A 25,159-nucleotide genomic window follows, 5' to 3' on the forward strand; every position below is an offset into this window, starting at 1 on the left:
CCCAGTCCCAGTGTGGGAGCGGGCTTGCTCGCGAAGGGGCCGTCACATCCAACATTGATGGTGACTGAAACTCCGCCTTCGCGAGCAAGCCCGCTCCCACATTGGATTTGTGTCGGGGTCAGACGGCGGCGTTATAGAACTGCTCGCTGCTCTTCTGCTCCACCAGCGCTTGTTCGATCGCCGCCTGATGCACCTCGTCCGCGTGCTCTTCGCGCGCTTCCGGCAGGATCCCCAGGCGCGAGAACAGTTGCATGTCCTTGTCGGCCTGCGGGTTGGCGGTGGTGAGCAGTTTGTCGCCGTAGAAAATCGAGTTGGCACCGGCGAAGAACGCCAAAGCCTGCATCTGCTCGTTCATCGCTTCGCGGCCGGCGGACAGGCGCACGTGGGATTGCGGCATCATGATGCGCGCGACGGCGAGCATGCGGATGAAGTCGAATGGGTCGATGTCTTCGGCATTTTCCAGCGGCGTGCCGGCGACTTTCACCAGCATGTTGATCGGCACTGACTCCGGATGCTCCGGGAGGTTGGCTAACTGGATCAGCAGATTGGCGCGATCATCGAGAGACTCGCCCATGCCGAGAATGCCGCCGGAGCATATCTTCATCCCGGACTCACGCACGTAGGCCAGCGTTTGCAGGCGCTCGCTGTAAGTGCGGGTGGTGATGATGCTGCCGTAGAACTCAGGCGAGGTATCGAGGTTGTGGTTGTAGTAGTCGAGGCCGGCGTCAGCCAGAGCGACGGTCTGGTCCTGATCCAGTCGCCCTAGGGTCATGCAGGTTTCCAGGCCCATGGCTTTCACGCCTTTGACCATTTCCAACACGTACGGCATGTCTTTGGCCGATGGGTGTTTCCAGGCAGCGCCCATGCAGAAACGGGTCGAACCGATGGCCTTGGCGCGAGCGGCCTCTTCGAGGACCTTCTGCACTTCCATCAGTTTTTCTTTTTCCAGGCCGGTGTTGTAGTGACCGGACTGTGGACAATATTTGCAATCTTCCGGGCAGGCGCCGGTTTTGATCGAGAGCAGGGTGGAAACCTGGACGCGATTGGCGTCGAAATGCGCGCGGTGCACCGTCTGCGCCTGGAACAACAGGTCGTTGAATGGCTGTACGAAGAGTGCTTTGACTTCGGCCAAAGACCAGTCATGACGCAGGGTTGCAGAGGTGCTGGCGCTCATGGGCGTTTCCTTTGTTTTATGCTTGGCAAGCGGTCGGGGGATGGAATACCCACAGACGCGACACGGATGTTCGGCATATTTAAGGAAGAGCGATGCGCTGTCAACCACCATACGTAGGACCGGTTTACATCTGGTTAAACAATGATCAACACTGCTTACTCTGCAGCGAGGCCACCGAAGAAGTCAGGCCCATCTGCATGGCCTGCGAAACGGACCTGCCCTGGCTGGGGGATCACTGCCAGACCTGCGCCCTGCCATTGCCTGCGGCGGGCCTGACGTGTGGCCCATGTTTAAAACGGCCGCCGGCTTTCGAGCGGGTCGCTGCGCCCTGGACTTACAGTTTTCCGGTGGACACGTTGATCACGCGCTTCAAGCACAGCGCCAAGTGGCCGTTTGGCCGCCTGCTCGGCGAACTTCTCGCGCAATACCTGCAACATCGCTTCGATGAGGACCTTGATCGGCCCGATGTTCTGGTCCCGGTTCCGCTGGCCGCCAAACGCCTGCGTCAACGGGGTTTCAACCAGGCCTCGATGCTTGCACGCTGGCTCAGTGACAGTCTCGGCATCCCTTGCGATGAAAAACTGCTGCTGAGGATTCAGGACACCAGCGCGCAACAAGTCCTGAATGCCGATGCGCGCAAGAAGAACCTGCGCAATGCTTTTGCGCTGGTGCCCGAAGCATCCATCAAGGGCCGGCACCTGGCGATCGTGGACGACGTGCTGACTACTGGCGCCACCGCACAGGCCCTGGCCCGCCTGTTGATAGACGCTGGCGCGGCACGGGTCGATGTTTACTGCCTGGCCCGCACGCCCAAACCCGGCGAAGCGGTTTAACCCAGGGGCGCAAAACCTGGGGGAGCAGGCTTGCTCGCGAAGGCGGCTTGGCATTCAACATCGATGTCGACTGAACCGACGCCTTCGCGAGCAAGCCCGCTCCCACAGGGTTTGTGGTCTGACTTGACTCCAGCAGTCCAAGCCGCCAACGTCCTCCCCATCGCCACAACCCAAAGCCTCTCTCCATGTCCTTGCCCACCTTGTTGTCTCAGCACATTGCCCGTCGCCCGCAGCGCATCGCGTTGCTGCAGCACATCGCCGAACAGGGCTCGATCACCCGCGCCGCGAAAAGCGCGGGGCTGAGCTACAAGGCGGCCTGGGATGCCATCGATGAGCTGAACAACCTCGCGCAAAAACCGCTGGTGGAACGCAGCGTCGGCGGCAAGGGCGGCGGTGGCGCCAAGCTCTCCAGCGAAGGTGAGCGCGTGCTGCGCCTGTATCAAAAGCTGCAAGCGTTGCAGGCCCAGGTGCTGGAAGCCGCGGAAGATGCCAGCGACCTGGACCTGCTCGGTCGGCTGATGCTCAGAACCAGCGCGCGCAATCAATTGCACGGAAAGATCGTGGCGATCCGCAGCCAGGGGCACAACGATCGAGTCCGTCTTGAACTGGCCGAAGGCTTGACCCTCGATGCGCAGATCACTCACGACAGCACCCTGCGCATGGAGCTGGAGACCGGCACCGAAGTCGTGGCCCTGATCAAGGCCGGTTGGCTGGAGTTGCTGGGCATCGATCAACAAACAACACCCGGCAACAATTGCCTCACGGGCATGATCGAAACCATTCTCGATGCCAAAGACGGCCCCAGCGAAGTGCGAATCGGCCTTCCCAACGGCCAGACCCTCTGCGCACTGGCCGAGCCGCTGCACTTGCGAACGCTAGGTCTTGCCGCAGACAAACCGGTGCGGGTGCAGTTCGCGCCGTCCAATGTTTTGCTCGGCACTCCACTCTGAAACAAAAGCTTCATCGACGCTCTTTAAGGTGGCTGCAAAAACCAACAGGGAGCCTGATGTGAGCCTATTAGAAGAAAACCAGTCCACCGACCTCGAGAAAATGGTCGGTCTCAGCCGCCGTGGCTTCATCAGCGCCGGTGCCCTCTGCGGTGCGGCCATGTTCCTCGGCGGCAACCTTCTGAGCCGCAGCGTGCTGGCCGCGAGTGTCAGTGCAGGCTCCAGCAAACTGTTGGGTTTTGACAGCATTCCCGCCGCCACCAGCGACGCTATTACCTTGCCGCCGGGTTACAAGTCCTCGGTGTTGATCAGTTGGGGCCAGCCTTTACAGAAAAACGGTCCAGCGTTCGACCCGAGTGGCAACGGCACCGCCGAGCAGCAGGAAGTCCAGTTCGGCGACAACAACGACGGCATGAGCCTGTTCGAGTTTCCTGGCGAGAAAGACCGGGCGCTGATGGCGATCAACAACGAATACACCAACTACCGCTACCTCTACCCGCACGGCGGCATGCCGCAATCGGCGCAAGAGGTGCACAAGGCACTGGCCTGCGAAGGCGTGTCGGTGATCGAAGTGCAGCGCAAGAACGGCCAATGGCAATTCGTCCAGGGCTCGCGCTACAACCGCCGCATCCACGGCAACGCGCCGATCAACCTGAGCGGCCCGGCCGCCGGTCATGCCTTGGTGAAAACCAGCGCCGACCCACAGGGCAAGCATGTCCTCGGCACTTTCCAGAACTGCGCTAACGGCAAGACGCCGTGGGGCACCTATCTGACCTGTGAAGAAAACTTCACCGATTGTTTCGGCAGCAGCAATGCCGAGCAGAAGTTCGATGCCGCACAAAAACGCTACGGCGCAGTGGCTGCCAGCAAAGAGATCAACTGGCATCAACACGATGAGCGGTTCGACCTGGCGAAGAATCCGAACGAGCTCAACCGCCACGGCTGGGTCGTGGAAATCGACCCGTTCGATCCGCAATCGACGCCGGTCAAGCGCACCGCCCTGGGCCGCTTCAAACACGAAAACGCTGCCCTCGCCGAAACCAATGACGGCCACGCCGTGGTGTACATGGGCGACGATGAGCGCGGCGAGTTCATCTACAAATTCGTCAGCCGCGACAAGATCAACCACAAAAACCCCAAGGCCAACCGCGACCTGCTGGACCACGGCACGTTGTACGTGGCGCGTTTCGATGCGGGCGACAGCAACGCCGATCACCCCAAAGGCCAGGGCGAATGGATCGAACTGACCCACGGTAAAAACGGCATCGACGCCAGCAGTGGTTTTGCCGATCAGGCCGAAGTCTTGATTAACGCGCGCCTCGCGGCCAGCGTGGTGAAAGCCACACGCATGGACCGTCCGGAATGGATCGTCGTCAGCCCGAAAGATGGCCAGGTTTACTGCACGCTGACCAACAACGCCAAACGCGGCGAAGACGGCCAGCCCGTGGGCGGACCGAACCCGCGCGAGAAGAACATCTACGGGCAGATCCTGCGCTGGCGCACCGACCGCGACGATCACGGCTCGAAAAGCTTTGCCTGGGACCTGTTTGTGGTCGCCGGCAACCCGGGCGTCCACGCTGGCACGCCGAAGGGCGGTTCGTCGAACATCACGCCACAGAACATGTTCAACAGCCCGGATGGTTTGGGCTTCGACAAGGCCGGACGGTTGTGGATTCTCACGGATGGCGATTCGAGCAATGCCGGGGATTTTGCCGGTATGGGTAACAACCAGATGCTCTGCGCCGATCCGGTGACCGGGGAGATTCGTCGGTTCATGGTGGGGCCGGTGGGTTGCGAGGTGACGGGGATCAGCTTTTCACCGGATCAGAAGACGCTGTTTGTCGGGATTCAGCATCCGGGGGAGAACGGGGGATCGACGTTCCCTGAGCATCTGCCGAATGGCAAGCCGCGGTCATCGGTGATGGCGATTTCCCGCGAGGATGGCGGGATCGTCGGCGCCTGACAGGGCCCCATCGCGAGCAGGCTCGCACACACTGGATCTGCGACACACCGCAAATCCCCTGTGGGAGCTAGCCTGCTAGCGATGGCAACACCACTCATCTCAAGCCTTAACACTAAAGACGGCCCGTCTGCGCTACCATGCTTGGCCGGACGCGGCAGCCTGCTGCGCGCAGGAGTCAGCATGGCCCACCCGTTTGCAACCCTCACCCCAGACCTCGTGCTCGATGCCGTCGAAAGCATCGGCTTTCTCAGCGACGCGCGCATTCTGGCGCTCAACAGCTACGAGAACCGCGTCTACCAAGTCGGCATCGAAGACTCCGAGCCGCTGATCGCCAAGTTCTATCGCCCACAACGCTGGACCAACGAAGCGATTCTCGAAGAGCACCAGTTCACCTTCGAACTCGCCGAATGCGACGTACCGGTGGTCGCGCCGATGATTCACAACGGCGCCAGCCTGCACGAACATGCCGGGTTCCGTTTCACCCTGTTCCCCCGCCGTGGCGGCCGTGCGCCGGAGCCGGGCAATCTCGATCAGCTGTATCGCCTGGGCCAACTGCTCGGCAGGCTGCACGCCGTCGGTGCGACCAAGCCGTTTGAACACCGTGAAGCGCTGGGTGTAAAGAACTTCGGTCACGATTCGCTGACCACCTTGCTCGAAGGCAACTTCGTGCCCAAAAGCCTGCTGCCAGCCTACGAGTCCGTGGCCCGCGACCTGCTCAAGCGCGTGGAAGAGGTCTACAAGGCGACGCCACACCAGAACATCCGCATGCACGGCGATTGCCACCCCGGCAACATGATGTGTCGCGACGAGATGTTCCACATCGTCGACCTCGACGACTGTCGCATGGGCCCGGCGGTCCAGGACATCTGGATGATGCTGGCCGGTGATCGCCAGGAATGTCTCGGCCAGTTATCAGAATTGATGGACGGCTACAACGAATTCCACGACTTCGACCCGCGCGAACTGGCGCTGATCGAACCGCTGCGCGCCTTGCGCCTGATGCACTACAGCGCCTGGCTCGCCCGCCGCTGGGACGACCCGGCATTCCCCCACAGTTTTCCGTGGTTTGGCAGTGAACGGTATTGGGGAGATCAGGTATTGGCGTTGCGTGAGCAATTGGCTGCGCTAAATGAAGAACCCCTGAAACTCTTCTGATAAATACAGATCCCCTGTGGGAGCGGGCTTGCTCGCGAAGATGGACTGGCATTCACCGATGATGTCGCCTGTACTGACGCCTTCGCGAGCAAGCCCGCTCCCACATTGGTCCGCGACCATTCCTGCAAATCTCCTTACAATCCCCCTCTTTGTTAGCTGCCTAAGCAAGGATTCTGCATGCAAGCTGCCAACCCGCGTCGCGGGTACATCCTGGGCCTGAGTGCCTACAGCATTTGGGGCCTGTTCCCGATCTACTTCAAAGCCATCGCCAACGTGCCCTCCGTGGAGATCATCATCCACCGCGTGCTGTGGTCAGCGCTGTTCGGCGCCTTGCTGCTGATGGTGTGGAAGCATCCGGGCTGGTGGCGTGAGTTGCGTGACAACCCGAAACGACTGGCGATTCTGGCCCTGAGCGGCACGCTGATTGCGGCCAACTGGTTGACTTACGTCTGGTCGGTGAACAACGGGCGCATGCTCGAGGCCAGCCTCGGTTACTACATCAACCCTCTGGTCAACGTGCTGCTGGGGATGTTGATCCTCGGCGAGCGGCTGCGGCGCATGCAGTGGATCGCCGTGGGACTGGCGGCAGTCGGCGTGGCGCAACAGGTGTGGCAGGTCGGCAGTCTGCCGTGGGTTTCGCTGGTGCTGGCGCTGACGTTTGGCTTCTACGGCCTGATCCGCAAGCAAGCGCCGGTCAAAGCACTGCCCGGTCTTGTTGTGGAAACCTGGATGCTGGTGCCGATTGCCATTGCCTGGCTGCTGTTCAATCAGACGGCCATGAGTGCTCAGCCCGAGTTCTGGACCACCTCCGAAGCCTGGTGGCTCGTGGCGGCCGGGCCGGTGACGTTGGTGCCGCTGGTGTGTTTCAACGCCGCCGCACGGCATTTGCCCTACACCACACTGGGATTTCTCCAGTACCTGGCGCCGACGCTGGTGCTGTTGCAAGCCGTGTTGCTGTTTGGCGAGCACTTGTCTTCCAGCACGTTGGTCGCGTTTATCTTTATCTGGGCCGGCTTGGCGATTTACAGCGTCGATGCGGTGATCAGTATGCGCCGCCGCAGCTGATCAAAAAACATACAAACCTCTACAGGCCACGCCCTTCGTGGCCTGTATTGATCCTTCCCAAGGTTATCCACAGCGTGATCCCCGCCGTTTGTGCGCAACTTGTTGAAACTGCTGGTTTTTTGATCAGTTCCTGAAGAAGCCCGGCCGGCGTGGGCTGGCGGGCTGTCTCTACAGGTTATCCACAGGCAGGTGCACGTATAACTTGGATAACCCTGTCAGGGTTCGCTGCGCAGCACCAACTCCACCATCAGGTCGTCGGCCAAGGTTTCCAGCCGTGACTGCAATACATCCAGAGACAAGGTGAGCGGCACCGCCAGAATGGCTTCAGCGTGAAACAGCGGCTCGCTGCTCATCGGCGCCGGACGCACTTCGGTCACCAGTCGCTCCAGGTTCACCCCTTGTTCACTCAGCAAGCGGGTAATGTCGCGGACAATCCCGGGGCGGTCATTACCCACCAATTCCATGGCAATAGGCTTCCAGGTGCAGGATTGCTCGATGCCGCTTTCGGCGATCAGCACGCGAATACCGTGGGCGGACAACGCCTTCAGAGCATCGACCAGCTCATCGTAGGCTTCGGCCGGCACACCCACCCGGAGAATCCCGGCAAACTGCCCGGCCATACGCGACATGCGGCTCTCCAGCCAGTTGCCGCCATGCTCGGCAATGCACTGGGCAATGCGCTCGACCTGCCCTGGCTTGTCCGGAGCGAAAACAGTGAGTACGAGGTGGTCCATGGCGCAGCCCTCTAGTCATGACTTTTGTTATAGAAAAGCAAGTATAGGCAAGGGCCGTTTCTGCGCTGGTCCTGCGCTGAATCGCCTGACGCCTTCGCGAGCAAGCCCGCTCCCACAAGGATTGCGCAGGACCTGTGGGAGCGGGCTTGCTCGCGAAGGCAAGCGCCGCCTATACCGCTAAAAAAAACAAATCGTGTACAACTTCATATATTTAACTGGAACAATCTAATACTTTTTTGAGAACATCCCCATCCCCGACGTGACCGCAATGCGTCATGGGGTCGCAGAACGACGTAATTAGTCTAATTTTCACAAGCGCAATTCATCATGTAGTATGCCGCAGCGCGCACTACATAACGTTGGATCGATGTCTGCCACCGGCACAGTCGCAGCCCTGAAAGCCCTATCAGCAAGGCCTCAACGCCGTTGATCGGTTCCATCCCAGCCGCCCGAAATGGCATGTACTGGTGGAAGGGGTTTGTGGTTTAAATAGCCAGAGGCTTCATTGTTAATTTGAAGAGCTGAAAAGCGAAATAGCTGAGCAGAGTGAGGCAAGCAATGACTGAACACGTTCAAGTCGGTGGCCTGCAGGTCGCCAAAGTCCTGTTCGACTTCGTGAACAACGAAGCCATTCCCGGTACCGGCCTCACCGCCGATAAGTTCTGGGCCGGTGCCGACAAGGTCATTCATGACCTGGCGCCGAAGAACAAAGCCCTACTCGCCAAACGCGATGATTTCCAGGCTCGTATCGATGGCTGGCACCAATCCCGTGCCGGTCAATCACACGACGCTGTGGCCTATAAAGCCTTCTTGCAAGACATCGGTTATCTGCTGCCAGAAGCGGCCGATTTCCAGGCAACGACGCAAAACGTCGATGACGAAATCGCCCGCATGGCCGGTCCACAGCTCGTGGTGCCGGTAATGAATGCCCGTTTCGCGCTCAATGCCTCGAACGCCCGCTGGGGTTCGTTGTACGACGCGCTCTACGGCACCGACGCCATCAGCGAAGCCGACGGCGCGGAAAAAGGCAAAGGCTATAACAAGGTTCGCGGCGACAAGGTCATTGCCTTCGCCCGCGCCTTCCTCGACGAAGCCGCGCCCTTGGCGGCCGGCACTCACGTCGATTCCACCGGCTACAAGATCGTTGACGGCAAACTGGTGGTCGCCCTTAAAGGCGGCAGCAACACCGGCCTGCGCAACGACGCTCAGCTGATCGGCTTCCACGGCGATGCGACTGCACCGACCGCGATCCTGCTGAAAAACAATGGCCTGCATTTCGAAATCCAGGTGGACGCCAGCACCCCGGTCGGCCAGACCGACGCTGCCGGCATCAAAGACATCCTGATGGAAGCCGCGTTGACCACCATCATGGACTGCGAAGACTCCGTCGCCGCTGTCGATGCCGATGACAAAGTGGTGATCTACCGCAACTGGCTCGGCCTGATGAAGGGCGACCTGTCGGAAGAAGTCTCCAAGGGCGGTCAGACTTTTACCCGCACCATGAACGCTGATCGCACCTACACCGGTGTCGACGGCAAAGAACTGAGCCTGCACGGTCGTTCGTTGTTGTTCGTGCGTAACGTCGGTCACCTGATGACCATCGATGCGATTCTCGACAAAGACGGCAACGAAGTGCCGGAAGGCATTCTTGACGGCCTGATCACCAGCCTGGCGGCGATCCACAGCCTAAATGGCAACAGCTCGCGCAAGAACAGCCGCACCGGTTCGGTCTACATTGTGAAACCGAAAATGCACGGCCCGGAAGAAGCTGCGTTCACCAACGAGCTGTTCGGTCGTATCGAAGAAGTCCTCGGTCTGCCGCGCAACACGCTGAAAGTCGGGATCATGGACGAGGAGCGCCGGACCACGGTCAACCTCAAGGCCTGCATCAAGGCCGCCAGCGAGCGCGTAGTGTTCATCAACACTGGTTTCCTCGACCGCACCGGCGACGAAATCCACACCTCCATGGAAGCCGGCCCGATGGTGCGCAAGGCTGACATGAAGGCTGAAAAGTGGATCGGCGCCTACGAGAACTGGAACGTCGATATCGGTTTGAGCACCGGCCTGCAAGGTCGCGCCCAGATCGGTAAAGGCATGTGGGCGATGCCCGACCTGATGGCCGCGATGCTCGAACAGAAAATCGCTCACCCGCTGGCCGGCGCCAACACGGCTTGGGTTCCATCGCCGACCGCCGCTGCGCTGCACGCGCTGCATTACCACAAGGTTGACGTGTTCGCCCGTCAGGCCGAGCTGGCCAAACGCGCCCGTGCTTCGGTGGACGACATCCTGAGCATCCCGCTGGCCGTGAACCCGAGCTGGACCGCGGAACAGATCAAGAACGAACTGGACAACAACGCCCAGGGCATTCTCGGTTACGTGGTGCGCTGGATCGATCAGGGCGTGGGTTGCTCGAAGGTGCCGGACATCAATGACATCGGCCTGATGGAAGACCGTGCGACGCTACGTATTTCCAGCCAGCACATCGCCAACTGGCTGCGTCATGGCATCGTCACGCAAGATCAGGTCATGGAAAGCCTCAAGCGCATGGCGCCGGTGGTTGACCGTCAGAACGCCAACGACGCGCTGTACCGTCCTTTGGCACCCAACTTCGACAGCAACATCGCCTTCCAGGCGGCGGTCGAACTGGTGGTTGAAGGCACGAAGCAGCCGAATGGCTACACCGAGCCGGTCCTGCACCGTCGTCGTCGCGAGTTCAAGGCTGCCAATGGCCTGTAACTGAACGCTGACGCCGGACAAAAAAAGGCCCTGATCGAAAGATCAGGGCCTTTTTGTTTTAAATCGGTGTGTGCTCATCCATTATTCCCAGCTCGTGTTTGACCAGCTCTAACAGCTTGCCGGTATCGACAGGTTTGAGCAGGAAGTCGACCACGCTCAGATGCATTGCGGCAATCGCGTCTTGCACATCGGCATCACCGGAAACGATGATGAACGGCATTGCTGCCCTGACCGACTCGCGCACCTGGCGGATCAGGTCCAGGCCATCGATGTGGCCCATTCGCAAATCGGTAATCACCAGGCCAATCGTTGGTTTCTCGATCACCATTTTGAGTGCGGTTTCGCCACTGGCGGCAGTCATGCAACGAATACCGTCCAACGCAAGAATCTCCGACAACAACTCCCGCGCATCTTTATCGTCATCGACGATCAGCACCCGCTGCGGCGGCAAGTCAGGTTCAAGCATGACGGCACTCAGCGCCTCGCGCTCGGCGTCACTCAAAATATCGTGGTCGGACATGGCTTTCTCTACGTTTTCAATTCAATCCCCTAGCACTTCCGTCAGACATCGCTAAGCAGACCTACAATGTGCACTTCGTCGGAAACTTTTCCTATAGCCAATGTAGGAGGTTTTTCCTGCATTTGCGTCAGACATTTCCTAACTTCCGACGCCTGCAACGCCCGACCTAGACTTACGTCCAATGGGCACCCCGCGCGCAGGGGCCGACCATGGCTGAGTCATCCGACAACAACAATTCAAAAAAAGACTGCGGTCATGGTTATGAGTAAAGCGGACGCCTTCACCCAGGCAGGGAAAACCGCGGTGTTGCAGAACATCCAGGGCACTTTGCAATTCCTTCAGCGATTCCCGCCGTTCAATCAAATGGAACACGCGCACCTGGCGTACCTGGTCGAACAATGCCAGATGCGTTTCTACGCCCCGGGCGAGAGCATCATCAAACCTGCCGATGGGCCGGTTGAGCATTTCTATATCGTCAAGCAAGGTCGGGTCGTGGGTGAACGCCCGCATACGGCCAAGGGCGGCACCGAAACCACCTTTGAAATCACCACCGGCGAGTGTTTCCCCCTCGCCGCGCTACTGGGTGAGCGCGCAACCCGTACCGAACACCTGGCGGCCGAAGACACCTTCTGCCTACAGCTGAACAAGCTGGCGTTCATCAAGCTGTTCGCACTTTCCACCACGTTTCGTGACTTTGCCCTACGTGGTGTCAGCAGTCTGCTGGATCAGGTCAATCAGCAAGTCCAGCAAAAAGCCGTGGAAACCCTCGGCACTCAATATTCACTGAACACGCGGCTGGGCGAATTGGCCATGCGTCATCCGGTGACCTGCAGCCCCGCCACGCCATTGCGTGAAGCCGTGACCCTGATGCATGAGCAACAGGTCGGCAGCATCGTGATCGTCGACGAGCACAAAGCCCCGCTGGGCATTTTCACCCTACGCGACCTGCGCCATGTGGTGGCCGACGGCACTGACGACTTCAATGAAGCCATCGAACAGCACATGACCCGGGCGCCGTTTTTCCTGTCGCCGGACCACAGCGCTTTCGATGCGGCGATCGCCATGACCGAGCGCCACATCGCCCACGTCTGCCTGGTGAAAGACCATCGTCTGTGTGGCGTGGTGTCCGAGCGGGATCTGTTTTCACTGCAACGGGTCGACCTGGTGCACCTGGCGCGGACCATTCGCAGCGCCCAGAAACTGGAAAACCTGGTGGCGATTCGCGGCGAGATCGGCCAATTGGTCGAACGCATGCTGGCGCACGGTGCCTCCTCGACCCAGATCACCCACATCATCACCCTGCTCAACGATCACACGGTGTGCCGGGTGATCGAACTGACCCTCGCCGAGAAAGGTGACCCAGGCATTCCGTTCAGCTGGCTGTGTTTCGGTAGCGAAGGTCGCCGCGAACAGACGCTGCATACCGATCAGGACAACGGCATTCTGTTCGAAGCCCGGGACGCGGCCCATGCCGCCGAAATCCGAGGTCAATTGCTGCCGATTGCCCAGCACATCAACCAGAGCCTGGCGCTCTGCGGCTTCACGCTGTGCAAGGGCAACATCATGGCCGGCAACCCCGAACTGTGTTTGTCCCGGGCCGAATGGGCGCGACGCTTTGCGGCGTTTATTCGCGAGGCGACGCCAGAGAATCTGCTGGGTTCGAGCATTTATTTTGACCTGCGCGTGGTCTGGGGCGACGAGCAGGGCTGCGATCAGCTGCGTCAGGGCATTCTCGATCAGGTGAACGACAACCGGCTGTTCCAGCGGATGATGGCCGAGAACGCCTTGCGCAACCGTCCGCCCGTAGGACGTTTCCGGGAGTTCGTGCTGGCGCGCAAGAATGGCGAGAAAGCCACGCTGGATCTCAAGGTTCAGGGCCTGACGCCTTTCGTCGACGGCGCTCGATTGCTGGCCCTGGCCCATGGCATCGAGTCCAACAACACCCTGGAGCGCTTTCGCGAATTGGTGGCCAAAGAGGTCATTGAACGGCTGGACGGTGCTGCGTATGAAGAGGCGTATCACTTCATCCAGCAAACCCGCATGCAGCAACATCAGCTACAGACCCGGGAGAACTTGCCTTACTCCAACCGGGTCGATCCGGAAAGCCTCAATCACCTGGACCGACGGATCCTTCGTGAATCCCTGCGCCAGGCTCAACGCCTGCAAAGCAGCCTGGCCCTGCGGTATCAGCTATGAGCCTGTTTTCGTGGCTGCGCCCGGCAGGCCCAAGCCTGACCGGCGAACTCCAGCAGCGCCTGCAACGCTTGCCCTCGGCGGCAGAGCTGAGCGAGTGCAGCCTGCGCGAGCAGCGTTGGGTGGTGCTCGATCTGGAAACCACTGGCCTGAACTTGAACAAGGATCGGGTGTTGTCGATCGGCGCGGTGGTGATCGAGGACGGCGCAATCGATTTCAGCCAGCAATTCGAACGCACGCTGCAATGCGCCGATATGAAGCTGGGGCCCAGCGTATTGATTCATGGCCTGGGGCCGAGTGAGATTGCCGCCGGTAGCGATCCGGGACTGGCGCTGCTCGACTTCATGGAATTCGTCGGTGACAGTCCGGTACTGGCGTTTCATGCGCCGTTCGATCAACACATGCTTGGGCGTTCGTTGAAGGACCATTTGGGCTACAAATTGCAGCATCCGTTTCTGGATGTGGCGGACATCGCACCGCTGCTGTGTCCGCAGGCGCACATTCGCGATGCCGGGCTGGATGAGTGGATCGACTGGTTCAAGCTGGAAGTCTTCGAACGGCATAACGCCAGCGCCGATGCGTTGGCCACGGCGGAACTGGCGTTGATTTTGTTCAGCCGGGCGCGGCAACAGCAGATTCATAGCCCGTTGAATTTGCAGCAGCGGGTGAGCCAATGGAAACGCCGGCAGCGGGTGCCATCCTTTTAAGACAAGCAAATCTTCTGTGGCGAGGGAGCTTGCTCCCGCTCGGCTGCGCAGCAGTCGTCAATCAGCGATACGGGTCTGCCTGGATAAATGCAAGGGGCCGCTTCGCGCCCCAGCGGGAGCAAGCTCCCTCGCCACAGGTTACTTTGCACAATGCCCTGGAAACTCACCTGACCAGTGGCCAATTGCTTACCTCCCCCGCCTCTGCCACAATCGCGAACAATTCTCGTTAGTTAACACTTCCCAATCGGTGATGCTGCGTGTCGTCAGTCCAAAGCCCCCAAAGTGAGCTCGTTGGTGCGTTGTATCGCGACCATCGCGGTTGGCTATTGGCTTGGTTACGACGCAATGTGGCCTGTCCGCAACGGGCTGAAGACCTGAGCCAGGACACCTTCGTGCGCTTGCTGGGCCGCGATGAACTGAAGGAGCCTCGCGAACCGCGGGCGTTTCTGGTGGCGATCGCCAAGGGCTTGCTGTTCGACTATTTCCGTCGCGCAGCGCTGGAACAGGCCTACCTCACCGAATTGATGCTGATCCCCGAAGGCGAACAACCGTCGGTGGAAGAACAGCAGCTGATCCTCGAAGACCTGAAAAACATCGACCGCCTGCTCGGCAAGCTTTCAAGCAAGGCCCGGGCGGCGTTTCTCTATAGCCGTCTCGACGGCCTCGGACACGCGGAAATCGCCGAGCGTCTGGGCGTGTCGGTGCCCCGGGTTCGTCAGTACCTGGCACAAGGCATTCGTCAGTGCTACATCGCGCTGTACGGTGAGCCGGTATGAGCCCGGTCAGTTCCAAACCGGTATCCGCCCACGTGCTGGATGCCGCGATTGCCTGGCAATTGTCCCTGGATTCCGGCAATCCGGTGGAGCGAGAAGAGTTCGCCAAATGGCACGCCGCCCACGAGGAACACGCTCGGGCGTGGCGCCAGTTGGGCATGCTCGACCAGCGTTTCAGCGTCGCCAGCGGCCCGGCTCGCACGGCGTTACTGCAATCGCGCGAAAGCATTCGCCGGCGGGTACGTAAGCTCGGCAGTGGCCTGGCCAGCATCATCGCAGTGATCGGACTGGCGCTGTTCACCGGTGATCGTTATCTGCCCATCGACTATTGGCTGGCCGACCAGCGCACCGCCACCGGCGAGCAGCGCACCCTGCGCCTGACCGACGGCACGCTGATCAACCTCAACACCCACAGCGCCGTGGATGTGCGCTTCGATGAGAAGCAGCGGCTGATCATCCTTCAGGAAGGCGAGATTCTCGTCGAAACCGGTCACGGCGATGCCCGGCCGTTTATCGTCGAAACCCGCGAAGGCAGCCTGCGCGCGCTGGGCACGCGGTTCCTGGTCAAACGCGAGGACGACGGCACGCGGCTGAGCGTGTTGCAGTCCGCAGTGGCGGCCCATCCGGAATCGAGTCCTGAGGAGCAGATCCTGCGTGAAGGCCAGCAAGTGCTGATGCGCAGCAATGGCCTGGGCCCAATCGTCGCGCTGAACCTCGGCGCCGATGCCTGGACCCGCGGCATGCTGGTGGTGGACAACGCACGACTGGAAGACCTGGTGCACGAACTCGGTCGCTATCGACGCGGGCATTTGGGCGTTGCGCCGGAGGTTGCTGACTTGCGGATCACCGGCAGCTTCCCCCTGCACGACACCGACAAGGCCTTGAGTGCGCTGCTGCCGACCCTGCCCGTGCAGATTGAACAGCACACGCCGTGGTGGGTGACGGTGGCGAAGGCTGAAGCCAAGCCCTGAGAGGTGTTGCGCCTGCTAGGCCGCCTTCGCGGGCAAGCCCGCTCCCACAGGGTTTGGTGTCATTCACAGATTTCCTGCTCGACACAAAACCTGTGGGAGCGTGGCTTGCCCGCGATGGGGTCATCAGCCTCACCGCAATTGATGAATCGAAATTATTTTCATCCAGCCCTATCACTTTTGGATTCTCGTTCGGCACCTAGGCAATTGAGAAATATTTCCATTCAGGAGCCGCTGTATGTCCCGCTCGCTAGACACCTTGTTGCGCCCCAGCTTGCTGGCAGTTGCCATTGCCCTTTGCGCCCCGCTGGCCAGCAGTCAGCTGATTGCCGCCGAACAGGCGTCCAGCGTTCGCGCCTACAACCTGCCGGCCGCGCCGCTGGCCAGCACCCTGAATCAGATCGCCGGCCAGGCGGGCCTCGCGCTGTCGTTGAATCCATCGCTGGCCGCGGGCAAGACTTCCGCGCCGGTCAAGGGCCAGTTCGACGCCGCTACCGCCCTGCGTGAAGCCCTGCGCGGCACCGGTCTGCAATTGGAACAAAGCAGCGCCGGCACCTACAGCCTGGTCGCCATCCCCGAGGGCACGCTGGCCCTGCCGGAAACCGCCGTCATCGGCGTCGAAAATACTGAAAGCGCCTGGGGCCCGGTCGAAGGCTACGTGGCCACGCGCACCGCCGCCGGCACCAAGACCGATACCGCGCTGGTCGAAGCGCCGCGCTCGATTTCGGTCGCGACCCGCCAGCAAATGGAAGATCGCAATGTGCAGAACCTCGACGACGCCGTGCGCTACATGCCCGGTATCGTCGCCAGCAGCTACGGCAGCGACACCCGCGCCGACTGGCTGCGGGTACGCGGTTTCGAACCGACCCAGTTCCTTGACGGCCTGCCGCTGCCAAAAGGCGTCTACGCCAACCCGAAACAGGAAACCTGGAACCTCGATCGCCTCGCCCTGCTGCGCGGCCCGGCGTCGTCGGTTTACGGCCAGACCCCGCCGGGCGGCCTGCTCGACATGGTCAGCCGCCGTCCAACCGCTGAAGACAGCCACGAGATCCAGCTGCAATACGGCAGCGACAACCAGCGCCAGATCAACTTCGCCAGCACCGGCAAGATCGATGATGAAGGTCAGTTCCTCTACAGCCTGAGCGGCGTGGTGCGCGACAGCGGCACGCAGATCGACCACGTCGACAACAAGCGCTACAACATCGCGCCAAGCCTGACCTGGAACATCGACGAAGACACCAGGTTCACCCTGCTCACGCAATTCACCCGCGACGATACCGGCATTACCAGCCAGTTCCTGCCGGTGCAGGGCACCAAGATCGACATGCCGTTCGGCAAGGTTTCCCATCACAAGAACCTCGGCGATCCGGACTGGGAATACTACGACCGCACCTACTACGCGCTGGGCTATGCGTTCGAACATCGTTTGAACGATGTCTGGCAGTTCAAGCAGAACCTGCGTTACACCAAATCCGATCTGTCGTTCCAGGGGCTCACCGTCGGCTCCTACCCGTTCACCCAGGTGGATAGCGACGGCAACGTCGGGCGCACCAGCACCATCGTCGATGAAGACATCAGCCAGTTCGCCGTGGACAACAATTTCCAGGCCGACTTCGCCACCGGCGATGTCCGTCACACCCTGCTGCTGGGTCTCGACCACCAGCGCAGCAACACCAACTACACCTCGATTTTCGGCGACGGGCTGACCACCAACGTCAACAACCCGATCTATGGCCAGCCAATCGTTCGTCCGCCGCGTTCTACCGCGTTCTACGACTACAACCAGAAGACCTATCAGACCGGCCTGTATGTGCAGGATCAAATGGTCCTCGACCAATGGCGCCTGACCGTCGGCGGACGTGAGGATTGGGTCCACACCAGCACTGAGTTCTTCAACAAGGGCGACGCCACCAACACCGAGCGCGACAAGGCCTTCAGCGGCAACGCGGCGATCAGCTACGTGTTTGACTCGGGCTTCGTGCCGTACCTGTCGTACGCCGAATCGTTCCAGCCGACCACCGGCGCATCGGCTTCGACCACCGAGTCGTTCAAGCCGACCGAAGGCAAGCAGTGGGAACTGGGCATCAAGTACCAGCCACCGGGCAGCAACACCCTGCTCAGTGCGGCGGTGTATGACCTGACCCAGAAAAACGTTTCGGTCACCACCACCGTCGGCGCCACACCGATCACCAGCCAGACCGGCGAAGTGAAAGTGAAAGGCCTGGAGCTGGAAGCGGTATCCGACGTCACCGAAAACCTGAAAATCATCGCCGCCTACACCCTGGCCAAGTCCGAAGTGCAGAAAGGCGACAACAAGGGCAATCGCCTGCAATTGATGCCTAACCAACAGGCTTCGCTGTGGGCCGATTACACCTGGCACGCCGGCGTGCTGGACGGCTTCGGCATTGGTGCCGGCGCTCGCTACACCGGCAATACCTACGGTGATCAGGGCAACACCTGGCTGGGCAAGGCCGATGCCTATACCGTGTTCGACGCGGCGGTCCATTACGACCTAGGCCGTCTGGACAACAGTCTGAAAGGCGCATCGCTGGCACTGAACGCGACCAACCTGCTGGACAAGGACTACATCTCCACCTGTGACAGTTTCTATTGCTACTACGGCGACCAGCGCAGCGTCGTCGCCAGTGCAACTTACAAGTGGTAATTGCCTGATCTGAACGCTCCAAGACCAAGCCGTCCCTCGAGGACGGCTTTGGTATTTCTGAAGGCCAACAAATGAAAAGCAAAACGATTCGCCGCTGGTCATGTATTCACACCTGGACCAGCCTGATCTGCACCGTGTTCCTGTTGATGCTGGCACTGACCGGCCTGCCGTTGATCTTTCACCACGAGATCGACCATCTGCTGGGCGATGCCGCCGAGTTGAAGCACATGCCGGCGGACACCCCGCAACTGAATTTGCAGCAGTTGGTGCAGGCGGCGGAAAAACATCGCCCCGGTGAAGTCATGCAGTATTTCGGCTTCGACGAGGAAGAACCCAACGCCGCGATCGCCATCATGGCCGCCACCGCCGGCACCGAACCCAATTCGTCGCACACCTTCATGCTCGACGCCCGCACCGGTGAAGCGCTGGAGATGCCGTCGGCCAATGGCGGTTTCATGATGGTGATGCTGCGTCTGCACGTGGACATGTTCGCCGGTCTGCCGGGCAAGTTGCTGCTGGCGTTCATGGGACTGATGTTTGTCGTGGCGATTGTTTCCGGGATGGTGCTGTACCTGCCGTTCATGCGCCGCTTGAAATTCGCCACCGTGCGTCAGGACAAATCCACTCGCCTGCGCTGGCTCGACCTGCACAACTTGATCGGGGTGGTCACCCTGACCTGGGCGCTGGTGGTCGGGGTTACCGGCGTGATCAGTGCTTGCGCCGACCTGCTGATCGCCGCATGGCGTAACGACGCCTTGAGCACGATGATCGCGCCGTATCGCGATGCGCCACCGCTGACGCAATTGGCGCCGGCGACTCGTTTGCTCGACATCGCCAAAGACGTCGCACCGGGCATGCAACCCGATTTCATCGCCTTCCCCGGCACACGGTTTTCCAGCGAACACCATTACGCTGTGTTCATGAAAGGCAGCACCCACCTGACGTCGCACCTGCTGACCCCGGTGTTGATCGACGCCAGTACCCTGCAAGTTACGGCGGTGGCCGAACGACCGTGGTACATGGACGCCATGGGCATGTCGCAACCGCTGCACTTTGGTGATTACGGCGGAATGCCGATGAAAATCCTCTGGGCGACCCTGGATGTGCTGACCATCGTCGTGCTGGGCAGTGGGGTTTATCTGTGGGTGGTGCGGCGCAGGGCGGCGAAAAAACCGGTGCTCGAACAGGCGGAGGCTCAAGCATGAGGCCACGACAGTCGAACTTCTGGAAGGTCTTCGCCACGCCCACCGTAATTGCGCTGCTCAGCGCCGCGGGGCTGTTCGCCGCGCTGCTGGGCGATGGCGTTTGGGATGCCTTGAGCTGGCTTGGCTTGGGCGTCCCCGCTGTGCTTGCCCTGCGCGGCCTGCTGCAACGCCGCTGATCCTTGTGGGAGCGAGCCTGCTCGCGATGGCGGCCTGACATTCAACAGGGGTGCTGAATGTAAACGACCTCTTCGCGAGCAGGCTCGCCCCCACGATTTTGAGCAATCTCTTGAACGCGCTATGCTGCCCAGCACTGCCCAACTCCGAGACGCTGCCATGTCCGCCCCCAGCATGACCCTGTTCCACAATTCGTTATCGCCCTTCGTTCGCAAAGTCATGGTGCTGTTGCACGAAACCGGTCAGACCGACCGCGTGGCGTTGCAAGACTGCGTGCTCACACCGGTTAGCCCGGATCAGGCGCTCAACGAAGACAACCCGCTGGGCAAGATCCCGGCCCTGCGCCTGGCCGACGGCAACGTCATCCATGACAGCCGGGTGATCCTCGATTACCTCGACCATCAACACGTCGGCAATCCGCTGATCCCCCGCGACGGTTCGGCCCGCTGGCGCCGTTTGACCCTGGCCTCCCTGGCCGACGGGATCATGGACGCTTCGGTGATGGTTCGGTATGAAATGGTCCTGCGAGCCCCCGAGAAGCATTGGGACGAATGGCTCGATGGCCAGCGCAACAAGATTCGTCGCGCATTGGCGCTGTTGGAGAAGGATGCGATTGCCGAGCTGACCAGCCATTTTGATGTGGCGGCGATCAGCGTGGCATGTGCGTTGGGTTACCTCGACTTGCGCCATCCGGATCTGGGATGGCGCGAGGCGAATCCGCAGTTGGCGGCCTGGTATTTTGAAGTGAGTCAGCGGCCTTCGATGGTGGCGACGATGCCTAAGGTATAGACCTGCGCCGACTGTTCCGGCCTCATCGCGAGCAGGCTCGCTCCCACAGTTGATCGGTGGTGTGCACGAACCTTGTGTTCACTGGAGATCCCTTGTGGGAGCGAGCCTGCTCGCGATGGCACCACACCGGATCCATCGGAAACAGCCCATGAACCAGCGTCGCCAACACTTGCCCTTCCCGCTGATCCTCACGCAACCCCAGCGACCGGCTCATTCCACCGCTCCAATATCAAACGCCAGCGGCTTGGCCGGCTTCGGCCCGATTCCGTACCAATCCAGCTTGCGGGTCAGCACCATGAACACACCGAGCAAGCCGAACAGCAACAGCGAGCCCATCAACAGCGCGTAATCCTCGGCACTCAACAAGCCGTAGAGCAAGCCATACAGCGCCGCCAACCCCGCCGAAAAGCTCAAGCCGTGACGCACGCTGCGCAGCACATGGCAGACATAAAAGCCGATCAACAACACGCAGCCGCCCGCCGACAACAGATAAGCCAGGGCAAAACCAATGTGCTCGGACAGCGACAGCAGCAACAGGTAAAAGAACGCCAGCGCCACGCCCACCAATGCGTATTGCACCGGGTGCACCGCCAGGCTTTTCAGCACTTCGAAGAGGAAGAATCCGGCGAAGGTCAGCACGATGAACAGCAGTGCATATTTGATCGCCCGATCGCTCTTCAGGTACTGGTCCACCGGATCGATGAAGCTCACGCCGAAGCTGCGGCCGTTGTATGCCTCGCAACCACCGCCAGACACGCAGCTGCTTAGCGCTTCCTGCAGATTGGTGGAGAAAAACGAGGTCTGCCAGTTGGCGGTAAAGCCTTGATCGGTGACTTCACGCTGGGCCGGCAGGTAATTGCCTATGAAGCTTGGGTGCGGCCAGTTGGCGCTCAGCGACACTTTGCTGGTCTTGCCCACTGGAAGGATCTGCAACTGACCGGTGCCTTGCAGCCGCAGGTCGAAACCGAAGGTCAACTCCGTGGCTTGCTTCGCATCCAGCGCCGGCAACGTCACGTGAACACCTTCGCCTAACCAGCCCACCTGAGTGCCTGGAACAAAGTCCAGGCGCTGGTCATTGAGTTCGAGTTTCAGGGCGTTTTCGATGCCGCGAATGTCGCTGATGCCGACGGCCAGAAACGGCTGGTCGAACTGGTAATCAGCGAAGTCCTCCTTGATGCCCAGTTGCGCCGGGACCGAGAAATGCCCGCTGATACGGTTGTCGGCGTGGAACAGCCGCGCCTCGTAAATGCCTCGGGAACGCAGTTCGGTCTGCACCTGGCCGTCGAGCTCGAAGCGCTCCGGGAGGAAATAAAGACGACCGCGTTCTTCACCGACTTCCTGATAGCGCTCGTTGGTTTTCTCGTTGAGTTTCCAGGTGCGCACCACTTTGCGATACGGCACCACCATCAACGGTCCGCTCAGTTGCTGGCTGTAGCTGGAACTGCGGGCAATGTCTTCAAGCACGCCATCACGCAATTGCTGGCGGTCCTGGATGACGCCGTTAATCATCAGCAACGGAATGAGCAATAACAGAATCAGAAGGGCAATGGCCCCGAGTTTTATGGTCAGGCTGCGGTTCATGGGACTCTCCCTGTTTGGATGGGGAGAGTCTGGGAGGGGTGTGTGGGGGTTTTGTGGGGGGAATGTGGAGACTTTGTGGAGAGTGTTTCAGCGGAAGATCCACCCCTCACCCCAACCCTCTTCCCAGAGGGGAGAGGGGGAAAGGGAGCCGATCTTCAAGTCTTTCAAATGATGAGTCCCACTCGATATCTCAAGTCGCCAATTTTCTACATAACACATCGGTTAGTCCCCTCGCCCCCTGGGAGAGGGTTAGGGTGAGGGGTGATTCTAAGCAGGCATACACAATTTGACTTCAACACCGCCGTCAATATTGCCGATGCTCAATGTCCCGCCATGCAACTTGACCACTTCTTCCACAAAGTTAAGCCCCAACCCGGTGCTCTTGCGCCCACTGTCCGGTCGCGGCAAGGAATAGAAGCGCTCACTCAAACGCGGTAACGCATAGTCAGGAATCGCCTCAGCCTGGTTGAACAGCCTGAACTCGATCTGTTCACCGACCCTCTCGGCGCTGAATCGCAGCACGCCCTGAGGCGGAGTGAAATCCAAAGCATTTTCCAGCAGATTCCCCAACGCCTGACGCAGCAGAAACGGCTCGCCATGCAGGTTCATGTCCGGGGTAATCCGCTGTTCCACACGCAACTTCTTGCCTTCGATTCGCGCGGCCTGTGCATTGAGCAACTCATCCACCAGCCCCGCCAAGGGCACCGCCACCCGCTCTTCCAGCCCTTGGCGCTGCTCAACCTGGGCCAGGTTCAGCAACCGTTCAATCAACTGCTGCATGCGCACACTTTCGCTGTCGATGTTGCTGACAAAACGCTGCCGCTGATCCAACGGCATTTCCCCTTGCAGTAACTCCGCCGCACCGCGAATCGCCGCCAACGGGCTCTTCAATTCATGGGTCAACGTGTGCACATAACGCTCGACGTAGGCTTTGCCTTCCAGCTGCGTTCGCATCTGTTCCACCGCCGTCGCCAGTTGCTCCAGCTCACCGCCGCGATAATGCGGCACCTCGACGCGCCGCCCTTCGCTGACGGCCTGCGCATAGACTGTCATCCGCCGTAACGCCGCACTCAACCACCACGACAACAGCGCGCCGAACAGCAGGCCCAAGCCGATCAACCCGGCGCCATAGGCGAGTAATCGACGCTCGGTGCGATCCACATAAGGCTGCAACGAACTGTTGGGCTTGGCCACGGTGACCACGCCGATGATCCGGCCGTTGTCGCGAATCGGGGCGCCGACGTGCATCACCGAGGAGTTCGCATCATTGGGATCGCTGCGAGTGGAACGCGCACCGTATTCACCGCGCAACGTCAGGTAGACGTCGTTCCAGCGCGAATAATCCTGGCCCACCGCTACGCCGCTGGAATCCAGCACGACGGTGCCTTTGGCGTTGGTGACGTAGATGCGGTGGTTGACCTGATTCTTCGGCAAACCCCAGATGCTTGCCTTAGGCTGCCGTTCGCCATAGGCCTTGAGCAGTTCGGGCCAGCGGTTCTGATTGAGGGTGCCGGCCTTGAAGTCGTCGCGCAGGATCTCGGCCATCAGGTTTGCTGTATCCACCAACGTTTCTTCGGTGGATTGACGCACCCCGGGGCGGATTTCTTCCATCACCGTGTTGAGCACGAAATAACCGGTCAGGCCGATAAACAGCACGTAGACCAGGAAGATCCGGATCCCCAACGGCATCAGCTGTGCCCCGGGCTGTAGCTGTAGCCGAGGCCGCGATGGGTCTGGATCGGTTCGGCGTCAGCCTTCACCAGTCGCAACTTGGCGCGCACGCTTTTGATGTGGCTGTCGATGCTGCGCTCGTAACCGGCATCGGCGGCGACCCCCAGCGCATCGAGCAACTGCTCGCGACTGAAGACCCGTTCGGGTTGTTCCACCAAGCATCGCAGCAGACGGAATTCGTGCCGCGTGAGGATCAATGGCTGATTGCGATAGCTGATCTGCACGCGTTCGCTGTCGATCCGAAACAGCGTCGACGAAACCTCGGCCACCGGGCGCGGCGCCATACGCTTGAGAATCGCCCGGACCCGCGCCGCGACTTCCCGGGGGCTGAACGGTTTGACCACGTAATCGTCGGCGCCGATTTCCAGGCCCACCACGCGATCGATTTCCGCATCACGGGCACTGAGAAAGATCACCGGCACTTCGCTGAAACGCCGCAATTGCTTGCAGGTTTCAAAACCGCTGATGTCCGGCAGGCCAATGTCGAGAATGATCAGGTCGGCCGGCGTCTGGCGCTGATGCTCCAGCGCCGCCACGCCGAGGCTCAACCAGGTCGTGGTGAACCCCTCGCCCTGCAACGCGAATATCAGGGTGTCGGCAATCGCCGCTTCGTCTTCAACAATCAGGATATGAGGCATGGCGTCCGAGCCCGGCAGTTAAGTGGGCGAACGGTGCCCCAAGCCTCACATTCCGTCAATCAGCAGTCGGGTTTGTCGGCGGTGAAACGTCGCGCCGGGTTTACCGCTGCGCCGAATTCACGCAAGGCCTTGGCACCGATCAGCAACGGGTAGTTGAAGCTGCTGCGGTCGGTGAGGTTGACCTCGACGGTGCGCTTGACGTTGCCCAGGCACAGCTCCAGATCCACCACCGGACGCTTGGTTGGCTCGATGGCTTCCTTGTCATCATCGTCTTCTTCGGAGCGGGTCTTGATCTTGCTGATCCGCGCGACCTTGTGTTCGTAGACCTTGTTGCTCGCGTCTTTGGTGGCGAGGCGGAAACGTACCCACTCGTCGCCGTCGCGGCTGAAGGTTTCGATGTCCTTGGCCGACAGCGATGCCGTGAGGGCGCCGGTGTCCATTTTGGCTTTAAGGACTTCGCCGCCGATTTCCGGCAGCGCAATGTATTCGTAACGCCCGTACAGCGTCGGCTCAGCGGCCAGGACCGGCAGGGCCACGAGGGAAAGCAGTGCAAGGAGGGATTTCACGTAGTGGGCATCCTTTGGGAATGGGGGCACAGTGGCCGAATT

22 protein-coding genes are annotated in these 25,159 nt (G+C 60.3%); 14 read left to right on the plus strand and 8 right to left on the minus strand.

The window, feature by feature from the left end:
* Positions 1-118: 118 nt before the first annotated feature.
* A complete protein-coding gene (gene bioB / locus ACA060_RS26575; RefSeq protein ID WP_497314122.1) occupies positions 119-1,174 on the minus strand; it encodes a biotin synthase BioB in 1,056 nt (351 codons plus the stop codon).
* Between the two features lie 92 nt (positions 1,175-1,266).
* On the opposite strand from bioB, the gene ACA060_RS26580 reads away from it, so the two are divergent.
* The 5 genes from ACA060_RS26580 (at position 1,267) to rarD (ending at position 7,137) form a co-directional block, all read left to right on the plus strand.
* Positions 1,267-2,007, plus strand: a complete 741-nt coding sequence (locus ACA060_RS26580) for a ComF family protein (RefSeq protein ID WP_497314124.1) — start codon at positions 1,267-1,269, stop codon at positions 2,005-2,007.
* Between the two features lie 185 nt (positions 2,008-2,192).
* Positions 2,193-2,957, plus strand: a complete 765-nt coding sequence (locus ACA060_RS26585) for a TOBE domain-containing protein (RefSeq protein WP_497314126.1) — start codon at positions 2,193-2,195, stop codon at positions 2,955-2,957.
* A gap of 58 nt (positions 2,958-3,015) precedes the next feature.
* Positions 3,016-4,917 carry a PhoX family protein gene (locus ACA060_RS26590; RefSeq protein ID WP_497314127.1) on the plus strand — a complete coding sequence of 634 codons (1,902 nt, stop codon included), beginning with the start codon at positions 3,016-3,018 and terminating at the stop codon, positions 4,915-4,917.
* 180 nt (positions 4,918-5,097) lie between these two features.
* Complete coding sequence (locus tag ACA060_RS26595) at positions 5,098-6,072, plus strand: serine/threonine protein kinase (protein ID WP_109635384.1); 975 nt, start codon at positions 5,098-5,100, stop codon at positions 6,070-6,072.
* 177 nt (positions 6,073-6,249) lie between these two features.
* Positions 6,250-7,137, plus strand: a complete 888-nt coding sequence (rarD, locus tag ACA060_RS26600; RefSeq protein ID WP_497314129.1) for an EamA family transporter RarD — start codon at positions 6,250-6,252, stop codon at positions 7,135-7,137.
* 215 nt (positions 7,138-7,352) lie between these two features.
* Here the strand turns inward: rarD and ACA060_RS26605 are convergent, their stop codons facing one another.
* Entirely contained in the window at positions 7,353-7,871 is a 519-nt protein-coding gene (locus ACA060_RS26605; protein ID WP_094470306.1) for a glycine cleavage system transcriptional repressor, read from the minus strand.
* A 558-nt stretch (positions 7,872-8,429) separates the two neighbouring features.
* Between ACA060_RS26605 and ACA060_RS26610 the strand changes: the two genes are divergently transcribed.
* On the plus strand, positions 8,430-10,607 hold the full coding sequence (locus ACA060_RS26610; RefSeq protein ID WP_497314131.1) for a malate synthase G: 2,178 nt from the start codon (positions 8,430-8,432) through the stop codon (positions 10,605-10,607).
* Between the two features lie 58 nt (positions 10,608-10,665).
* Here ACA060_RS26610 and ACA060_RS26615 read toward each other — a convergent pair whose 3' ends face one another.
* Positions 10,666-11,127, minus strand: a complete 462-nt coding sequence (locus ACA060_RS26615) for a response regulator (protein WP_497314133.1) — start codon at positions 11,125-11,127, stop codon at positions 10,666-10,668.
* Positions 11,128-11,382: 255 nt separating this feature from the next.
* On the opposite strand from ACA060_RS26615, the gene ACA060_RS26620 reads away from it, so the two are divergent.
* The 8 genes from ACA060_RS26620 (at position 11,383) to ACA060_RS26655 (ending at position 20,601) form a co-directional block, all read left to right on the plus strand.
* A complete protein-coding gene (locus tag ACA060_RS26620; protein ID WP_109635394.1) occupies positions 11,383-13,323 on the plus strand; it encodes a putative nucleotidyltransferase substrate binding domain-containing protein in 1,941 nt (646 codons plus the stop codon).
* On the plus strand, positions 13,320-14,027 hold the full coding sequence (locus ACA060_RS26625) for a 3'-5' exonuclease (RefSeq protein ID WP_109635396.1): 708 nt from the start codon (positions 13,320-13,322) through the stop codon (positions 14,025-14,027). The genes ACA060_RS26620 and ACA060_RS26625 overlap by 4 nt, the downstream gene beginning before the upstream one ends.
* 257 nt (positions 14,028-14,284) lie before the next feature.
* Positions 14,285-14,803 (plus strand): RNA polymerase sigma factor, encoded by a 519-nt coding sequence (locus tag ACA060_RS26630; RefSeq protein WP_497314135.1) that lies wholly within the window; start codon positions 14,285-14,287, stop codon positions 14,801-14,803.
* The gene (locus ACA060_RS26635) at positions 14,800-15,771 is read left to right on the plus strand and encodes a FecR domain-containing protein (protein WP_497314137.1); all 972 of its coding nucleotides are present in this window, start codon (positions 14,800-14,802) and stop codon (positions 15,769-15,771) included. The genes ACA060_RS26630 and ACA060_RS26635 overlap by 4 nt, the downstream gene beginning before the upstream one ends.
* Positions 15,772-16,006: 235 nt before the next feature.
* The gene (locus ACA060_RS26640; protein WP_497314139.1) at positions 16,007-18,433 is read left to right on the plus strand and encodes a TonB-dependent siderophore receptor; all 2,427 of its coding nucleotides are present in this window, start codon (positions 16,007-16,009) and stop codon (positions 18,431-18,433) included.
* Between the two features lie 71 nt (positions 18,434-18,504).
* The gene (locus ACA060_RS26645) at positions 18,505-19,638 is read left to right on the plus strand and encodes a PepSY-associated TM helix domain-containing protein (protein WP_497314141.1); all 1,134 of its coding nucleotides are present in this window, start codon (positions 18,505-18,507) and stop codon (positions 19,636-19,638) included.
* On the plus strand, positions 19,635-19,814 hold the full coding sequence (locus ACA060_RS26650) for a hypothetical protein (protein WP_010467072.1): 180 nt from the start codon (positions 19,635-19,637) through the stop codon (positions 19,812-19,814). The genes ACA060_RS26645 and ACA060_RS26650 overlap by 4 nt, the downstream gene beginning before the upstream one ends.
* A gap of 157 nt (positions 19,815-19,971) precedes the next feature.
* On the plus strand, positions 19,972-20,601 hold the full coding sequence (locus tag ACA060_RS26655; protein WP_497314143.1) for a glutathione S-transferase: 630 nt from the start codon (positions 19,972-19,974) through the stop codon (positions 20,599-20,601).
* A gap of 22 nt (positions 20,602-20,623) precedes the next feature.
* Here the strand turns inward: ACA060_RS26655 and ACA060_RS26660 are convergent, their stop codons facing one another.
* The 5 genes from ACA060_RS26660 to rloA2 form a co-directional block, all read right to left on the minus strand.
* Positions 20,624-20,815, minus strand: coding sequence for a hypothetical protein (locus ACA060_RS26660; protein ID WP_497314145.1), 192 nt, complete (start codon positions 20,813-20,815; stop codon positions 20,624-20,626).
* Positions 20,812-22,182 (minus strand): cell envelope integrity protein CreD, encoded by a 1,371-nt coding sequence (creD, locus tag ACA060_RS26665; RefSeq protein ID WP_109635408.1) that lies wholly within the window; start codon positions 22,180-22,182, stop codon positions 20,812-20,814. The genes ACA060_RS26660 and creD overlap by 4 nt, the downstream gene beginning before the upstream one ends.
* 267 nt (positions 22,183-22,449) lie before the next feature.
* A complete protein-coding gene (gene creC / locus ACA060_RS26670; protein WP_497314147.1) occupies positions 22,450-23,871 on the minus strand; it encodes a two-component system sensor histidine kinase CreC in 1,422 nt (473 codons plus the stop codon).
* Complete coding sequence (gene creB / locus ACA060_RS26675; RefSeq protein WP_497314149.1) at positions 23,871-24,551, minus strand: two-component system response regulator CreB; 681 nt, start codon at positions 24,549-24,551, stop codon at positions 23,871-23,873. The genes creC and creB overlap by 1 nt, the downstream gene beginning before the upstream one ends.
* 59 nt (positions 24,552-24,610) lie before the next feature.
* Positions 24,611-25,117, minus strand: coding sequence for a retropepsin-like aspartic peptidase RloA2 (rloA2, locus tag ACA060_RS26680; RefSeq protein WP_497314150.1), 507 nt, complete (start codon positions 25,115-25,117; stop codon positions 24,611-24,613).
* Positions 25,118-25,159: the final 42 nt, after the last annotated feature.

This window comes from Pseudomonas sp. LBUM1671 (genome assembly GCF_059695685.1).